This is a genomic window from Nocardia coubleae NBRC 108252, from assembly GCF_001612805.1.
GTDB lineage: Bacteria > Actinomycetota > Actinomycetes > Mycobacteriales > Mycobacteriaceae > Nocardia > Nocardia coubleae.
Genome location: NZ_BDBD01000011.1, coordinates 378,094 through 392,504, shown reverse-complemented (window position 1 = coordinate 392,504; position 14,411 = coordinate 378,094). Strand labels below are relative to the sequence as shown.

Genomic DNA, 14,411 nt, shown 5'->3' with positions numbered 1-14,411 from the left:
CGACCCGCTTGCCTGGACGACGGGCGCATGCCCGCTGAGGTGGGTGGTAAACCCGCGTTCGATTGCGCGCGGCAGGGTCACCGCCACCCGACCACCTCCGCCATCGCGTCGGTCACGGCCGGTTCGGGCTCGGCGAGCGAGGACGCCGCACCGTTACACACGAATTCGGCGGCCGCGCTCACGGCGTGGCGGACGGCGGGTTCGGTCGACTCGCCTTCGGCCAGCACCACGGTGACGGCCGCGGCGAATCGGTCACCGGCCCCGCAGATATCGACGCCCTCGGGGGCACGGCGCCCCGGTGGCACCTGGATACGCATCCCGGCCGGGAATTCCGCACCGCACAGATAGGCGCCCTCGGCCCCGAGGGTGACCGCGACCGCGCGCGCCGACCACAGGCGGGCCAGGGTGCTCGTGTCGCGGATCGAGGAGGCCGAATCGAGCAACCGCAATGCCTCGCTGCGGTTGGGGGTGACAATGGCGGTGTCGGGAATCGGTAGCGAGCCCAGTGGGTGCGGGTCCCACACCACCGGGATGCGTGGGGCGAGGGTGCGCAGCAGACCACGGATCTGCGGGTGCGAGGTCATGCCGCGGCCGTAGTCGGACACCAGCACACCCGAGGCACGGGCCAGGACGCTGTCGATATCGGTGGGGATCGGCCCCGGTGCCACCTTGCCGGTGCCCGAATCGCAGCGGGCGATCACCACGGGATCCTCACCGTCGGTGCAGCGCCCGTCGGCGCGCACCCGCTGCTTGCACACCGTCGAACCGTGCAACGGCACACCGATGACCTGCACGTACGGTTCGAGCAGTGCGCGCAACTGGTGTCCGGCGTGGTCGTTGGCGAAACCGCCGACGAGGACCACCTCGTCGGCGTCGCCCGCGGCGAGGCGGGCGGCCAGACCCGCCCCGCCGGGGCGGTAGCGGGTGGTGGTGACATCGACGATCGGGGCGTCGTCCTGGCTGTAGCGTTCGCAGTGACCGTCGACGTCGATGTCGAGGAAGACGTCACCGAGCACGACGATCGGTCCTGGATGGGCGGTCACAGTGCCTCCAATGCGGCATCGAGGGCGGTGCACAGGGCGTGGACGAGCACGAGGTGCATTTCCTGCACGGTGGCGACGCTGTCGGCTTCGACGGCGATCGCGTCGTCGCAGACCGAGGCGAGGGTGTTCGGTGGTGGGCCGGTCAGCGCCCAGGTGGTGATGCCCATTTCGTGGGCGGCTTTGGCGGTGGCGACGACGTTGGGGCTGCTGCCGCTGGTGGAGAGCACGACGAGGGCGTCGCCGGGGCGGCCGTGGGCGCGTAGCTGGCGGGCGAACATCTCCTCGATGCCGTAGTCGTTGACGATGGCGGTGGTCGCGGAGGTGTCGCAGTGCAGGGCGATCGCGGCCAACGGCCGGCGTTCGGTGCGGAACCGGCCGGTGAGTTCGGCGCTGAGGTGCTGGGCTTCGGCGGCGCTGCCACCGTTTCCGCAGGTGAACAGTCGCCCGTTGCGTTGGTAGATGTCGGCGAGTTGTTCGCCCCAGGACCAGATGCGGCGGATCGAGGCGGTCCGGTTGCGTTCCAGGGCGGCGCCGAGCGCACCGAAGTGGTGTTCGAGGTTCGCACCGGTCTCGGCGACCAGGTGGCGGGTGCCGGGTGGATTGTTCATGGCGCGAATTCCTTTCGTGCGGCGCCCGTCATGGCGAGGGCGACGGCGGTCGGCAGGTCCAGGGCGACGAGGGCGGTGGCGCGCGCGTGGTCGATCTCCGCACGCCGGGTGATGGGGGTCGGCACCAGGATCGCGGCGCATCCGGCGGCCTGAGCGGCCTCGATATCGGCGCCGATGTCACCGATCAGGACACAGTCGGCGGGCGCGACGCCGAGTTCTTCGGTGGCGCGAAACACCATGCCCGGGGCGGGTTTGCGGCATGCGCAGCCGTCGGCGGGACCGTGCGGGCAGAACTGCCACGTGTCGAACGGGCCGAGTAGTTGGTCGACGGCGGCGTTGACCGCACGGACCTGGGCGTGGGTGATGAGGCCACGGGCGATGCCGGACTGATTGCTCACCACACCGATCGGGATCCCGTCGGCGCGTAGCCGGGCCAGTGCGTCGGCGGCACCGGGCACGGGACGCACCAGTGCCGGGTCGCCGAGGTAGGGGACGTCCTCGATGAGCGTCGCATCGCGATCGAAGAGCACGGCAGCAGGAGGGGCGCAACGCGATCGACCGTGTCGGCCGGATCCGTTCGTTCGTGTGGTGGGCAGTGAGCGAGTGTTCATGCGGGCCGCCTCGTGTCGGCGGGTCGGGCGCACAGGGTGTCCACCGCGTCGACGATCTCCGCGGAGGTGATGGTGTCGAGGCACGGGTGTCCCGGTACCGGGCAGGTGCGGGCTCTGGTGCCCTCGCACGCTGCGGACCGGCCGAGCACCACGACCGGCACACCGTAGGGCGCCCACCGCGCGGCCGGGACGACCGGTGCGAACAGGGAGACCACGGGTGTGCCGACCGCGGCGGCCAGGTGGGCGGGCCCGGTGTTGGGGGCGACGACGACATCGGCGTCGCGCAGTATCGCTGCCAGCGTTGCGAGGTCGGTGCGGCCGCCGAGGTCAGTGGCCAGCCCGTCGGCGACGAAGGCGGTGTGCTCGTCGGGACCACCGGTGACCAGTACCCGGTACCCGGCCCGGACCAGGGCTGCCACATGGGTTCTCATCCGTTCCGGGGTAGGTCGGCGGGCCGGTACGGCGGCGCCGGGATGGACGACGATGTAGCCGGGCCCGCCGGTGCGGGTACCGACATCGGGCAGCAGGTCCTCGCGGATCCGGAGCTGATCGGAGTCGCCGGGGAACCCGGCGGCTTCGGCCAGGGCCAGATTGCGGATCTGTTCGGGCCGGTCCTCGTCGCGGGTGTCGCGTAGATCGAGCAGTGAGCCCGGGTAGTCGACGCTGATGCCCGCGATACGACCGACCCCGGCCATGCGCAGCACCAGCGCCAACGGCAGGGGTGACTGGTGGAACGAGGTGAAGATGACGGCCTCGGTCGGTGCGACGGCGCGCAGGGTGTCGAGCAGTGCGTCGATGACGTCTCCGGTGACCGGTGGCGCGTCGAAATCGACCCACCCGGCGTGGAATTCGACGACTTCGTCCACCCCCGGCAGCAGGCGGGCCGCTGCCGCACCGCGTGGCCCGGCGAGGAAGGTGACCTTGTCGGACCCCGCCGCGACCGCCCGGACGGCGGGCCCGGTGAGCAGCACGTCGCCCGCACTGTCGAGCCGGGCCACCAGCACATGCCTCATCGCCGCCCACCCTCCACGGTGTCGGCGAGCAGTTCGTCCCAGCGTTCGACGAACTGGTCGATGCCGAAATTGGTCTGCGCCCACTGCCGTGCGGCTTTGCCGGCGAGCTGGGCCAGATCGGGTTCGGCCACGAACCGCTGCAGTGCTCGGCCCAGAACCGACACATCGGTGGACACCACTCCGGCCTCGGGCGGGACCGCGGCCGCCGCCTCCGTGGTGGCGACGGCGACGACCGGCATCCCGATATGCATGGCCTCGAGCACCGACAGGCCCAGCGAGGTCCAGCGTGGGGTGTGCACGAACACGCGGCGGCGCGCGACTTCGGCGTGCAGGTGGTTCTGGCGCAGGTCGCCGTGCCCGCACACACGATCTTTCGGCCGGTCGACGGCGGTGTGGACGTGGTCGGTTTCCATCCCGAACACATCGATCGGGGTGGTATCGGAGAGTTCGGCGAGCAGATCGGTGCCGGTCACGCGCCAGCGGCGCACCGGTTCGTTGACGATGGTGGCGGCCCGCTCGAGTTCGCCGGTGTAGAGGGGGCCGGGATCGAGGACCCCGTGGGGAACGACGCGCACCCTGGTGTGCCCGTTGTCCCACATCAACCGGTTGAACTCGGTGACGTGGACCAGGGTGAGGTCGTCGCGGTCGGCCATGGGGTGCCGGGTGGTCGCGGCGTGCCCGGACGGGGTGTTGTGTTCGACGTAGATCAGGGGAACATCGACACCGGGAGTGCGGCCGAGCCAGCGTTGGGCCAGTTCCAGCTCGCGGGGGCGTTGTGCCACAACGACATCCACGTGTTCGTCGGCGAGCGCCTCGGGGGCGATCTCCTCGGCGCCGGCCGGCCACGGTCGCCCGCACCGGCCGAGCGCCCACCCGCCCCAGCGTGGGTCGTGCGGGATCAGGTAGCGGTGCGGTCCCTGGACGAACGAACTCATCCAGGACCCGTGCACATGCCAGGCGAGGATCGTCGTCATGGCCACGACGGCTCCGTCGACGGGCACACCATCAGTTCGCGCACCTGACAGCCCGGTGGTTGGGAGAGCGCGAAAACGACCGCGGCGGCGACGTCTTCGGGCCGGTTGAGTTTCGCGTCGGCCGGTGGCTGGTACTGCGGGGTCCGGTCGTCGAAGAACGCGGTGTCCATGCCGCCGGGCACCAGCAGGGTCACGCCGACCTCGCCCGCGGTCTCGGCGGCCAGGGCGCGGGTGAAGCCGACGACGCCGAATTTCGACGCGCAGTAGGCGGTGGCGTCGGGCAGCGCGCGCATGCCGAGGGTGGAGGCGCAGGTGACGACGGTGCCCTTGCTCGCGCGCAGGGCGGGCAGCGCCGCGCGGACGACGGCGGCGGTGCCGAACAGATTCACCTTGACCACGTTTTCCCACTTCTGCGCCGACACGCTGTCGAGCGGGCCGCAGGCGTCGGTGCCCGCGGCGGTGAACACCGCGTCGAGGTGACCACCGGTGCGGTCGAGCAACCGTTCGACCGCGGCCGTCGCGGCGGCGGTGTCGGCGAGATCTGTTTGCTCCCAGTCGATTCCGTCGGCGGGAGCGTTGCGGTCGAGCACCACGGGTGTGCCGCCCGCGGCGCGGATCGCGGCGACGGTCGCGGCGCCGAGACCTGAGGATCCGCCGGTGACGAGGACGGTGCCGAGCGGGCGTGTTGACGGGTTCACGAGGATGGAACTCCTTTCAGCGGGGTCATGCCGACATCGCGGCCCGGTCGACGCGGCGCGCGCATACTTTGCGGTAGGCGGTGAGGGTTCGGGTACCGACCCGCTCCCAGGAGTAGGAGTTCTCGGCTCGACGTCGCCCGGCCGCGCCTCGGGAGGCGGCCAGGTGCGGGTTGTCGAGCAGCGGGCGGATCGCGGCGGCCAGGGCCTCGGGGGAGTTCGGTGCCACCAGGGCGCCGGTGACACCGTCGACGACGGTGTCGAGCATGCCGCCGACAGCGGTGGCGACCACGGGTCGCGCGCAGCCCATCGCCTCGAGCGGCACGATGCCGAACGGCTCGTACCAGGGTGTGCAGGCCACGACATCGGCGGAGCGGATCAATTCCGGCATGGCGGTGTGCTCGACCGACCCGAGCAGGTGCACCCGGTCCCCGACGCCGATGCGGTGCGCACAACCGCGCAGCCGTCGCGCCTCGGCGTGGGTTTTGCCCTTGTCGTCGGCGCCGCCCGCGATGACGAGTTCGGTGTCGGGTAACTCGCGCAGTGCGGCGATGGCCAGGTCGTAGCCTTTGCGTGGCACCATCCGCCCGACCGACAGGATGCGGTGCGGTGCGCCGCGTTCGGCGACCGGGCCGTCGGGGGTGAACAGGTCGAGGTCCACACCGCACGGAACCACCGACACGTGATGCGGTGGCACACCCATCTTGGTGAGTTCGCCGACCTCGTCGGAACAGGTGGCAATGACCCGCGCCGAGCGCGACGCGACAAGACGTTCGATGCGGATACGCGCGGGTGGACTGGTGTCGGCGCGACCCTGGTACCGGTGTTTGACAGTGCCGAGCGCGTGGAAAGTGACCAGGACGGGGATACCGGTGCCGTGGGCGGCCAGCTCGGCGGCCATACCCGACATCCAGAAGTGCGCGTGTACCACGTCGGGATGCTCGCGGGCCCAGTCGTCGCGCAGAAACGCGGCGAATTCACCCAGGTGAGGGAGGATTTCGTCCTTGGGGATGGGGCGCGGCGGGCCGGCGGGGACGTGCACGACGCGGTAGCCGTCGTCGGTGTGGATCGTGCGTTCGGAGTGGGTTCCGTCGTGTCTGGTGTAGACGATCACGTCGTGTCCGCGCTGGGCGAGGGTGGCTGAGAGGGCGGCGACGTGGACGTTCTGACCCCCGGCATCGGTGCCGCCGAGCGGCGCCAGCGGACTCGCGTGTTCGGAAACCATGGCGATCTTCAACGCGGACTCCGTTCGTCGGGCGAGCGGCGGCCGGGGAACGCACCGCTTGCGGGGTGACCGGTTCTCGCTGGGCGCTATGCCCGGGGAGAAGTGGGTCAAACAGCGGCGTGCCGGTTTCGCCCGACTGTTTCGGTGCGCGCCGGTGGGGTACTGCGGCCGGTGCCGATCACCGCCACCACAAAATCGGGTAAGGAGTGCCGAGATGACGACCGCGTCCGGCGACAGCGTTCTCGGGCCCATCTCGCGGCCGCTCCCGGATGTCGAACGCATCGTGGTGTTGCGCGGTGGTGGTCTGGGCGACGTGTTGCTCGCCCTGCCCGCGATCGAGGCGCTGGCCGCGACTTACCCGTCGGCGCGGATCACCCTGTTCGGTTCGGCCCTGCATGCCGCGCTGCTGCGATCACGGCCGGGACCGGTGCACGACGTGCGGGTGCTCCCACCGCAGGGCTCACCCGCCGAGGGCGCGCTGCTCTACGAAACGGCAAGGGAGCGCGTCGATCTGGGTGTTCAGCTGCACGGCGGCGGTGCCTGGTCGAACCGGTTCCTGCGCCGCACGGGAGCTCGGTGGACGGTCGGTTCGCGCGCCGACGGTGCCATCGAACTGACCAGGACCACCCCGTTCCGGTACTACCAGCACGAGATGATCCGTGCGCTCGAGGTGGTCGGGTTGGCCGGGGCCGCACCGGTCACTCTCGAACCGAGGATCAGGGTCACCCCCGACGACGAGGCGGCCGCCGAACGGCTCGTCGGGCAGGCGACGGGCCCCGTTGTCACGGTTCACCCCTCGGCGACCGATCCCCGAAGGCGGTGGCCCGTGCGCAAATTCGCGGAGGTCATCGAGCATTGTGTGCGCGGCGGGGCCACCGTTCATGTGATCGGCACCCACGACGACCGTCCGCTGCTGCGCGAAATCCTCGACCGGGTCGGCGGCTGCGACACCCGCCACGTGCACTGCCTCGTCGATGCCGACATGACCGAGCTGTGTGGGTTGCTCACGCGGACAACGGTTTTCGTCGGCAACGACAGCGGGCCACGGCATCTGGCCAAAGCGCTCGGCATCCCGACGGTCGGGATCTTCTGGATCGGCAACCTCGTCAACGCCGGACCACTCAACCGCGCCAACGACCGGGTGCTGACCGCGTGGACCACGCGCTGCCAGCTCTGCGGTGCCACCCTCACCGACGAGGGCACCCCACGCTGCGAACACGACAACTCGATCGTCGCCTCGGTCACCGTCGAGGAGGTGTGCCGTGAGATCGACGAATTCCTCGGCCCCGCAGGCGTTGTCACCGCCCTGCGGCCGGAGCCGCGGTGGCACGACGTCGTAGGCCTCGACGCCACGGTCGGGGACCGTCGTCGATGAGGCCAAGTGTACCGCACGCCGGGTGTGGATCCGTACCGGCGTCGCTCATCGTTCTCCCACGCGGCCGCGGATGCGGTCGATCATCGTCGTCGTGGAGTGGTCGGCGAGGTAGTTCAGGACCCGGACCTGGCCGCCGTATCCGGTGACGACCGCGGTCTCGGGCAGCATGTCCGGGCTGTAGTCGCCGCCTTTGACATACAACTGGGGCTCGGTGGCGCGCAGCAGCTCGGCGGGGGTGTCCTCGTCGAAAACGGTCACATGGTCCACACAGCTCAGGGCAGCCAGCACCGCGCACCGGTCACCCGCGGTGTTCACGGGCCGCTCGGGGCCCTTGAGGCGGCGCACACTGCTGTCGGAGTTCACGGCGACCACCAGGATGTCGCCGAGGCTCTTGGCCTCGTTGAGGCAGGCGATGTGACCGGCGTGCAGCACGTCGAAGCAGCCGTTGGTGAACACCACCCGCGCGCCCTCGGCGCGCTCGCGGCGCACGGTCGCGATGAACTGGTCGCGCGAGAGGACCCCGGAGCCCTCGCCGCCGAGGCGGGCACGCAGATCGGGACACCGGCACACCGAGGTCCCGGGACTGCGCAACACCACATCGGCAGCCGCCTGGGCGAATTCGACGGCGCCGGTCAGCGGCATCGCGTCGAGCACGGCGGCGGTGAGGGCGGCGACGAAGGTGTCACCGGCACCGGCCGACCGGTTCTCCGGCACTGCCACCGCCCAGGTCCGGTGCGCGGGCTTGCCGTCCACGAGCAGGACGGTGCCGTCCTTGTCGAGGGTGACCACCACCGCGGCCGCTCCGGTGCGGGCCATCAGTTCGTCGCGGTGGTCGATGAACAGTTGGGCGTGGTCGGTGTGCTCCGTCGTGTCGAGCAGGGCCGCGGCCTCCTCGGCGTTGGGCGTCACCAGGTCGGGCCGTAGCGCCTGCCAGCGGGCCGGTGCGTGCGCGTCGAGCACCAGCAGCGGGAGGTTGTCGCGGCGCGCGCACAGCGCGTCGCGGATCGTGTCGTCGAGGGTGACGCCGTAATCGCAGATCAGCAGCGCGTCGGCATCGGCGAGGGCGGTGTCGAGCGCGGCGAGCAGGGCAGTGGTGTCGGTGGGGACCGGGGCACAGTCCTCGTCGTAGCGCAGCAGAATCTGCTCGTCGGCCATCACTCGCACCTTCACCTCGGTGGGCCGGGCCGGATCGGCGACCACGGTATCGGTCCCCACTCCTGCGCGGCGCAACGCGTCGCGAAGGTCGTGGCCGGCATCGTCGTCGCCGACCGTGGCGACCATCTGCACCTGCGCGCCGAGCGCGGCGAGGTTGACCGCTGTATTCGCCGCCGCCCCAGGCACTTTCGCGGTGCGTGCGACATCGACCACCGGCACCGGGCCCTCCCGACACAGCCGGTGGCAGCGTCCCCATTTCCACACGTCGAGCACGGCATCACCCAGGACGACGACACGCGGGCGGCGCGCGGCGACGTGATCGACGGATTCGGGACCTGGTGAGCGAAAGCCTGGATCGGTCTGGTCGAACGGCATGGGCGTCCTCCCTCGGGCGGTGGTCGTCGTCGAAGCGATTCCACGTGCGCGGCGGGTCAAACAGATCCGGGCGGATCGGTGTCGGCGGCACCGGCGCGGGTATGGCGAGGATGCGAACCGAGCCGAGGAGGTGTGCGATGCGTGTGGTCGTGACGGGAGCGACAGGCAATGTCGGCACGGCGGTGGTCGACGCTCTGACCACCAGACCGGCGGTGACGTCGGTGCTGGGAGTGGCGCGGCGCAAACCCGACCGTGGGCTCGCCGGGGTCGACTGGGTCGGCGCCGACGTGCGCGACGCCGATCTGGTCTCGTTGTTCCGTGGCGCGGACGCGGTGGTGCACCTGGCCTGGGTGTTCCAGCCGACGCACCGACCGCTCGACACCTGGCACACCAATGTCGACGGCACCGAACGGGTGCTGGCCGCTGTCGCCGAGGCGGAGGTGCCCGCGCTGATCTACGCGTCCTCGGTCGGAGCGTACGCACCGCGCGAGGACGACCAACCCGTCACCGAGAGCTGGCCGACCGAAGGGTGGCCAGCCGCCGCCTACATGGCCGAAAAATCCTATGTGGAGCGGCTTCTCGACATCTTCGAACGCGACAACCCCGACATCCGGGTGGTGCGGATGCGTCCGGCGTTCACCTTCCAGTACGACTCGGCCAGCGAACAACGCCGCCTGTTCGCCGGACCGCTGCTGCCCAACCGGTTGATCCGGCCCGGGGTGCTGCCCGTGCTGCCGTATCCGTGGGGAATGCGGTTCCAGGCGTTGCACAGCAGCGATGTGGGACGCGCCTACGCGCTGGCGGTGACGAAACAGGTGCGCGGTGCGTTCAATCTGGCCGCCGACGACGTCATCGACCGCGACGCCATCACCCGCATCCTGCGCACCAGGACGTTTCTCGTCCCGCCCCGCGCGGTGAAAGCCGCGCTCACGGTGGGCTGGTGGTTGCGGCTGGTCCCGGCCACTTCGGAACTGTTCGACGCGATGATGCATCTACCGCTGCTCGACACCACCCGCGCCCGCACCGAACTCGGCTGGACACCGAGGATCAGCGCCGCCGACGCGCTCACCGAGGTGCTGCACGGATTCGGCGACGGCGCCGGCGGTGACACCCCACCGCTGGCCGCCGACGCCGGTGGCACGCTCCGCTACCGCGAATTCGCCTCCGGCGTCGGCGGACACGACCCGGTCGACCAGCTCACCCGCCACGCCCACCGGTGAACGTCACGGCCGGAAGACCGCGCGCACGCATTCGCTCTTGTCGTTCTTGAAGATGTCGTAGCCGGCGACCGCGTCCGACAGCGGCAGATCATGGGTGATCAGATACGACGGGTCGAGCTGACCGCTGGTGATGAACTCGAACATGCGTGAGACGTCGCGCTGACCGGACTGCTGGGCGGTGCGCAGGGTCAGCCCTTTGTTGGTGAGCACACCCATCGGGAATTTGTCGGTCACGCCGTACACGCCGAGCACCGAAACCACCCCGGTCTTGCGGCACGACATGATCGCCTCGCGCAACGCGGTGGCCCGGTCGGTTTCCAGTCGCAACAACTGTTTGGCCCGGTCGTAGAGGTGCTGCACGCCGGTGCCGTGCGCTTCCATCCCGACCGCGTCGATGCACGCGTCGGGCCCGCGCCCGCCGGTCATCTCGCGCAGGGTCGCGGGCACGCTGTCGACACTGGTGTAGTCGATGGTGTCGGCGCCCGCGTGCCGCCGCGCCAGCTCGAGGCGTTCGGGGACGCGGTCGATCACGATCACCCGACCCGCGCCGAGCAGGCGGCTGGTGTGGGCGGCCATCAATCCGACGCCGCCGCTGCCCCAGACCGCGACGGTGTCGCCGGGGGAGATGTCGCAGAAGTCGGCGCCCATCAGCCCGGTCGGCAGCGCGTCGGAACAGAACAGGGCCTGCTCGTCGGTGATCGACTCCGGAATCGGGAAACAGTTCACATCGCCGAAAGGCACCCGGATGTACTCGGCGTGCGAGCCCTGATAGCCGCCGAAGGGATGCGTGTAGCCGTAGATCCCGCCGGACGGGAAACCCAGGATCGGTTGTTGCACCGCGGCATTCGGGTTGGTGGTGTCACAGGCCGAATACCGTTGCGCGCCGCAGTACCAGCACGCGCCGCACCCGATGAACGACGGCACGACCACCCGGTCACCGACGGCGATCCGCTCCACCGCGCCGCCGACCTCGAGTACCTCACCCATGAATTCGTGTCCGATCACGTCACCTTCGCGCATACCGGGCAGGTAGCCGTCGATGAAATGCAGATCCGAACCGCAGGTGGTGCTCAACCGGACCGCGACGATCACATCGTGCGGGTTGACCAGGCGGGGATCGGGCACCGTCTCCACGGCCAGATCGTTCACGCCGTTCCAGCACAGTGCTCGCATCAGTCCTCCTGCTCGCGTCCGCTCGGATTGTGGGTCAGTGTCGGCGCCTCCCCGGTCTGCAAAATCGCGCGCGCCCGGTAGAGGGCGGTGAACGCGGCATGCCCGGTGAGCTGTTCGGGCAGCGGGCTGGTGACCCGGATGGTCACCTCCGTACCCAGGTCGCCCGGGGCGTCGGCGAACGTCAGCCGGATCTGGGACCGGCCGGCCGGGTCGCGGCCGCCGACGAAGCGGATCTCGCCGGGGGCGCGCACGGTGCGGCTCACCCACTGCGCGGCGGCGGCGGTGTTTTCGACGAATGACCACGTCAACCGGTCCGGGGCGGTCGATTCCACGTGGGCGATGCCGTCCAGCGCCGCGGACAGGTTCGCCGGATCGAGCCAGAACTGTTCGACGTCCGCGCGGGGGCGCGCGATCGTCACCGCGTGCACGCTGGCCCCCGCCGTTGGCGCGACCTTGTGCAGCAGCTGCCCGATCCGGTCCTCGACCCAGGTCACCGGTTTCGGGTGTCGGGGCGGATGCCGGTTTCGGGGTCGTCGTCGGCGGGTGGCTCGGGGTCGTGCCACTCCTCGGCCCGGCTCGACCGGTTGCCCTTGATGGTGCCGTCCAGCTCGTGCGCGAGTTCCTCGTCGTGGGCCGGACCGTGCTTGGTGTTGCCTCGTTCGATGACCATCGTGCCTCCTTGTGGATTTCAGCGGTGCCGGACCAGGGCGGCGACGCCGTCCTCGGACGGCACACCGCCGGTGACGATGACCTCGGCACCGGTCAGGATCGCCGCGACGGGCAGTGCCTCGTCGGCGCGGCAGGACTGTCGTGGGGCGGTGCTGCCGGTCCAGCCGGCCGGGGCGTGCAGGTCGACGCTCACCTGTGCCCGGTCGGCGCCGACCAGCACGGTGCGGTCACCGAGCCGGTCCGGGTCGATGAGCAACCGGTCCACGCGCGCCATCCGCAACGCCTCGGCGGTCGCGTCGAGACCGGACACCGCCAGGCCTTCGGGGCGGGCGATCTCGGCGGCGACAGTGTCGAGGACCTCCTCGATGTCGTGGCGGGCCTGTTCGGCGACCACCCGGTGGACGGCGGCGTCGAGCTCACCCGGGTCGCCGCCCGCGGCGCGCGCTCCCGCTTCGACCTCGACCACCGTCGGCCCGTGTTCGGGCAGTGCGTGGTGCAGGGCGTTGCGGGCGCTGACTTCACCGGCGACCACGATCACCTCGGCATGCACCTGCTCGGCCTCGGTGCGCACCTGCTCGGCGAGGTCGTCGATGGTCCGCCGGGTCGTTTCCTCGACGCGTTGCTGCATGGAACGGTGCGCCCATGCCCCGCCGCCGGTTTTGTGCACCGGATACGGGTCCTGGTCGACGCTGCGTTCGGTGACCGACCCGTTCTCGTCCACGACGGTCAAGTCGCAGCCGACCTTGTCGACCACGGCGACCACATGCGGGATCAGTTCCTCGTGGTGGCGCAGCAACGGCAGCAGATAGGGCAGCGGCGAGACCCGCACCACCTCCTGAGCCGGTGGTTCGGGCAGCAGCTCGTCGGCATGGACGGTGTGATCGTCGATGATCAACACCCGTCCGGCCCGCCCACGCCCGGGCGGACCCTCGGCGACGGCCCGGTCGAACAGCGCGATCATCTCCGCGCTCGCTCCCGCTTCCCGCAGGCGACCGCTGATGGACCGTCGTCGCAGCTCCAGTTGATGCGCGGCGTCCTCGGTGTCGTGTGAGGCATCCATATACACGACAGCGAAGGGCCCGCGCCTTTCCGCGATCTCTCGAATGCTGTTCACACCGCGCGCATACCCGACCTTCCCCACCCGAACCACCCCGACCGGATTTCGTGGCGTGACCAGTTCAGGCCTGGTCGCGCTGCCCCTTCGCCAGGGCGGCGAGCTCCTGGAACTTCACGATGTGCCCGCCCGCGCCCCAGGTGCCCTCGGCCTGCTCGTGGACGAGTACCCATACGCGCAGCGCGTCGGCCTCGGTGAGCCCGGCGGCGGCGAGGATCTGGTCGGTGACCTCGGTGACGAGTCCGGCCTTGCGGCGGTCCGACAGGCCACCCTCGGGGACGGTCACGTCGACACGGAATCTCGGTCGATCGTCGCCGAGGGCGGCGAAAGCGCCCTCGGCGACCTCCTCGATACGGCACCACGCCTGGGCGCGGAAGAACGCGGTGTCGGGTGCTCCTTCCCACGTCAGCAGGGCCGTGGGCAGTGAGGTCATGAGGCCGGCGCGGGCTTGTCCGGTCAGGGCGCCCGCGGGGGCGGTCAGGTGAATCATCGGCATGGTGCACTCCTGGTTCGTCGGCCGACCGTGTCTATAACAGTCGTTATAAGTCGAGAAGGCTACTCTATGACGACTGCTATAGAAAGGAGGTCGAGGTGGCTGATTCCCCCGAATCGCGACAGAAGCTGGTGGCCGGTGCCGCCGATATGATCCGTCGCCGTGGCCTGCACGCCACCAGCGTGCGCGAACTGGCCAAGCACACCCAGGCGCCCCTCGGCTCCACCTACCACTACTTTCCCGGGGGGAAGAACCAGCTGGTCACCGAGGCGGTCACCTACGCCGGCGACCGCACCGCGGCCCTGCTCGCGCGCGAACTCACCGACGGGCCGGTCGAAGGAGTGCGCGCTTTTCTCGGTCTGTGGCGAAAAATCTTGGTCGACACGGACTTCCGGGCCGGATGTCCGGTCCTGGCGGTGGCGGTCGAAGATCTGCCCGACGACGACAGTGCGCCACGCATCGCCGCGGCCGCCGCGTTCGCCCGGTGGACCGACCTACTGAGCGGCGCCCTACAGGCGCAGGGGGCCGAGCGGGCCGACGCCGACCGCACCGCGACTATGGTCGTCGCCGCCGTGGAGGGAAGCGTGGCCATGTGCCGGGCCGAGCGCAGCACGCGGGCACTCGATCGCATCGGCGAACACCTCGAACAAGTGCTCGGCGCGGGCTGA

At 70.4% G+C, this 14,411-nt stretch carries 16 protein-coding genes; 3 read left to right on the top strand and 13 right to left on the bottom strand.

What is annotated here, in order from left to right; all coding sequences use genetic code 11:
- Positions 1-77: 77 nt before the first annotated feature.
- From NCO8_RS10735 to NCO8_RS10705, 7 genes are all read right to left on the bottom strand, one after another.
- A complete protein-coding gene (locus NCO8_RS10735) occupies positions 78-1,043 on the bottom strand; it encodes a PfkB family carbohydrate kinase (RefSeq protein WP_067638589.1) in 966 nt (321 codons plus the stop codon).
- A complete protein-coding gene (locus NCO8_RS10730) occupies positions 1,040-1,651 on the bottom strand; it encodes a D-sedoheptulose-7-phosphate isomerase (protein WP_067489721.1) in 612 nt (203 codons plus the stop codon). The genes NCO8_RS10735 and NCO8_RS10730 overlap by 4 nt, the downstream gene beginning before the upstream one ends.
- Entirely contained in the window at positions 1,648-2,181 is a 534-nt protein-coding gene (locus NCO8_RS10725) for a D-glycero-alpha-D-manno-heptose-1,7-bisphosphate 7-phosphatase (protein ID WP_067638587.1), read from the bottom strand. The genes NCO8_RS10730 and NCO8_RS10725 overlap by 4 nt, the downstream gene beginning before the upstream one ends.
- A gap of 77 nt (positions 2,182-2,258) precedes the next feature.
- Positions 2,259-3,275 carry a glycosyltransferase family 9 protein gene (locus tag NCO8_RS10720; RefSeq protein WP_067638585.1) on the bottom strand — a complete coding sequence of 339 codons (1,017 nt, stop codon included), beginning with the start codon at positions 3,273-3,275 and terminating at the stop codon, positions 2,259-2,261.
- The gene (locus NCO8_RS10715; RefSeq protein ID WP_067639980.1) at positions 3,272-4,249 is read right to left on the bottom strand and encodes a glycosyltransferase; all 978 of its coding nucleotides are present in this window, start codon (positions 4,247-4,249) and stop codon (positions 3,272-3,274) included. The genes NCO8_RS10720 and NCO8_RS10715 overlap by 4 nt, the downstream gene beginning before the upstream one ends.
- On the bottom strand, positions 4,246-4,953 hold the full coding sequence (locus NCO8_RS10710) for an SDR family oxidoreductase (protein WP_376739924.1): 708 nt from the start codon (positions 4,951-4,953) through the stop codon (positions 4,246-4,248). Before NCO8_RS10710 ends, NCO8_RS10715 begins: the two co-directional genes overlap by 4 nt.
- Before the next feature lie 19 nt (positions 4,954-4,972).
- Positions 4,973-6,181: a glycosyltransferase gene (locus NCO8_RS10705; RefSeq protein WP_067638581.1), complete on the bottom strand. Its 1,209-nt coding sequence runs from the start codon at positions 6,179-6,181 to the stop codon at positions 4,973-4,975.
- 202 nt (positions 6,182-6,383) lie between these two features.
- Between NCO8_RS10705 and NCO8_RS10700 the strand changes: the two genes are divergently transcribed.
- Positions 6,384-7,544, top strand: coding sequence for a glycosyltransferase family 9 protein (locus NCO8_RS10700; RefSeq protein ID WP_084456906.1), 1,161 nt, complete (start codon positions 6,384-6,386; stop codon positions 7,542-7,544).
- Positions 7,545-7,589: 45 nt separating this feature from the next.
- Here NCO8_RS10700 and rfaE2 read toward each other — a convergent pair whose 3' ends face one another.
- Entirely contained in the window at positions 7,590-9,074 is a 1,485-nt protein-coding gene (gene rfaE2 / locus NCO8_RS10695; protein ID WP_067638579.1) for a D-glycero-beta-D-manno-heptose 1-phosphate adenylyltransferase, read from the bottom strand.
- Positions 9,075-9,211: 137 nt separating this feature from the next.
- On the opposite strand from rfaE2, the gene NCO8_RS10690 reads away from it, so the two are divergent.
- Entirely contained in the window at positions 9,212-10,294 is a 1,083-nt protein-coding gene (locus NCO8_RS10690) for an NAD-dependent epimerase/dehydratase family protein (protein ID WP_067638577.1), read from the top strand.
- 3 nt (positions 10,295-10,297) lie between these two features.
- On the opposite strand, the gene NCO8_RS10685 is transcribed toward NCO8_RS10690, so the two are convergent.
- The 5 genes from NCO8_RS10685 to NCO8_RS10665 all read right to left on the bottom strand — a co-directional run bounded on the left by NCO8_RS10685 (position 10,298) and on the right by NCO8_RS10665 (position 13,746).
- A complete protein-coding gene (locus NCO8_RS10685; protein ID WP_067638574.1) occupies positions 10,298-11,467 on the bottom strand; it encodes a zinc-dependent alcohol dehydrogenase in 1,170 nt (389 codons plus the stop codon).
- Positions 11,467-11,961, bottom strand: coding sequence for an SRPBCC family protein (locus NCO8_RS10680; RefSeq protein ID WP_067638573.1), 495 nt, complete (start codon positions 11,959-11,961; stop codon positions 11,467-11,469). The genes NCO8_RS10685 and NCO8_RS10680 overlap by 1 nt, the downstream gene beginning before the upstream one ends.
- On the bottom strand, positions 11,958-12,137 hold the full coding sequence (locus NCO8_RS10675; protein WP_067489744.1) for a hypothetical protein: 180 nt from the start codon (positions 12,135-12,137) through the stop codon (positions 11,958-11,960). Before NCO8_RS10675 ends, NCO8_RS10680 begins: the two co-directional genes overlap by 4 nt.
- An 18-nt stretch (positions 12,138-12,155) precedes the next feature.
- Positions 12,156-13,196, bottom strand: coding sequence for an Rv2629 family ribosome hibernation factor (locus NCO8_RS10670; RefSeq protein WP_067638571.1), 1,041 nt, complete (start codon positions 13,194-13,196; stop codon positions 12,156-12,158).
- A 118-nt stretch (positions 13,197-13,314) separates the two neighbouring features.
- Complete coding sequence (locus tag NCO8_RS10665; RefSeq protein ID WP_067638569.1) at positions 13,315-13,746, bottom strand: tautomerase family protein; 432 nt, start codon at positions 13,744-13,746, stop codon at positions 13,315-13,317.
- Between the two features lie 95 nt (positions 13,747-13,841).
- Between NCO8_RS10665 and NCO8_RS10660 the strand changes: the two genes are divergently transcribed.
- The gene (locus tag NCO8_RS10660; RefSeq protein ID WP_084456903.1) at positions 13,842-14,411 is read left to right on the top strand and encodes a TetR/AcrR family transcriptional regulator; all 570 of its coding nucleotides are present in this window, start codon (positions 13,842-13,844) and stop codon (positions 14,409-14,411) included.

Bases quoted from the DNA above. Each gene is read 5' to 3' on its own strand.
- NCO8_RS10730 (WP_067489721.1), bottom strand. From the start codon at position 1,651: ATGAACAATCCACCCGGCACCCGCCACCTGGTCGCCGAGACCGGTGCG.
- NCO8_RS10720 (WP_067638585.1), bottom strand. From the start codon at position 3,275: ATGAGGCATGTGCTGGTGGCCCGGCTCGACAGTGCGGGCGACGTGCTG.
- NCO8_RS10715 (WP_067639980.1), bottom strand. From the start codon at position 4,249: ATGACGACGATCCTCGCCTGGCATGTGCACGGGTCCTGGATGAGTTCG.
- NCO8_RS10700 (WP_084456906.1), top strand. From the start codon at position 6,384: ATGACGACCGCGTCCGGCGACAGCGTTCTCGGGCCCATCTCGCGGCCG.
- rfaE2 (WP_067638579.1), bottom strand. From the start codon at position 9,074: ATGCCGTTCGACCAGACCGATCCAGGCTTTCGCTCACCAGGTCCCGAA.
- NCO8_RS10690 (WP_067638577.1), top strand. From the start codon at position 9,212: ATGCGTGTGGTCGTGACGGGAGCGACAGGCAATGTCGGCACGGCGGTG.
- NCO8_RS10685 (WP_067638574.1), bottom strand. From the start codon at position 11,467: ATGCGAGCACTGTGCTGGAACGGCGTGAACGATCTGGCCGTGGAGACG.
- NCO8_RS10675 (WP_067489744.1), bottom strand. From the start codon at position 12,137: ATGGTCATCGAACGAGGCAACACCAAGCACGGTCCGGCCCACGACGAG.
- NCO8_RS10670 (WP_067638571.1), bottom strand. From the start codon at position 13,196: ATGGATGCCTCACACGACACCGAGGACGCCGCGCATCAACTGGAGCTG.
- NCO8_RS10665 (WP_067638569.1), bottom strand. From the start codon at position 13,746: ATGCCGATGATTCACCTGACCGCCCCCGCGGGCGCCCTGACCGGACAA.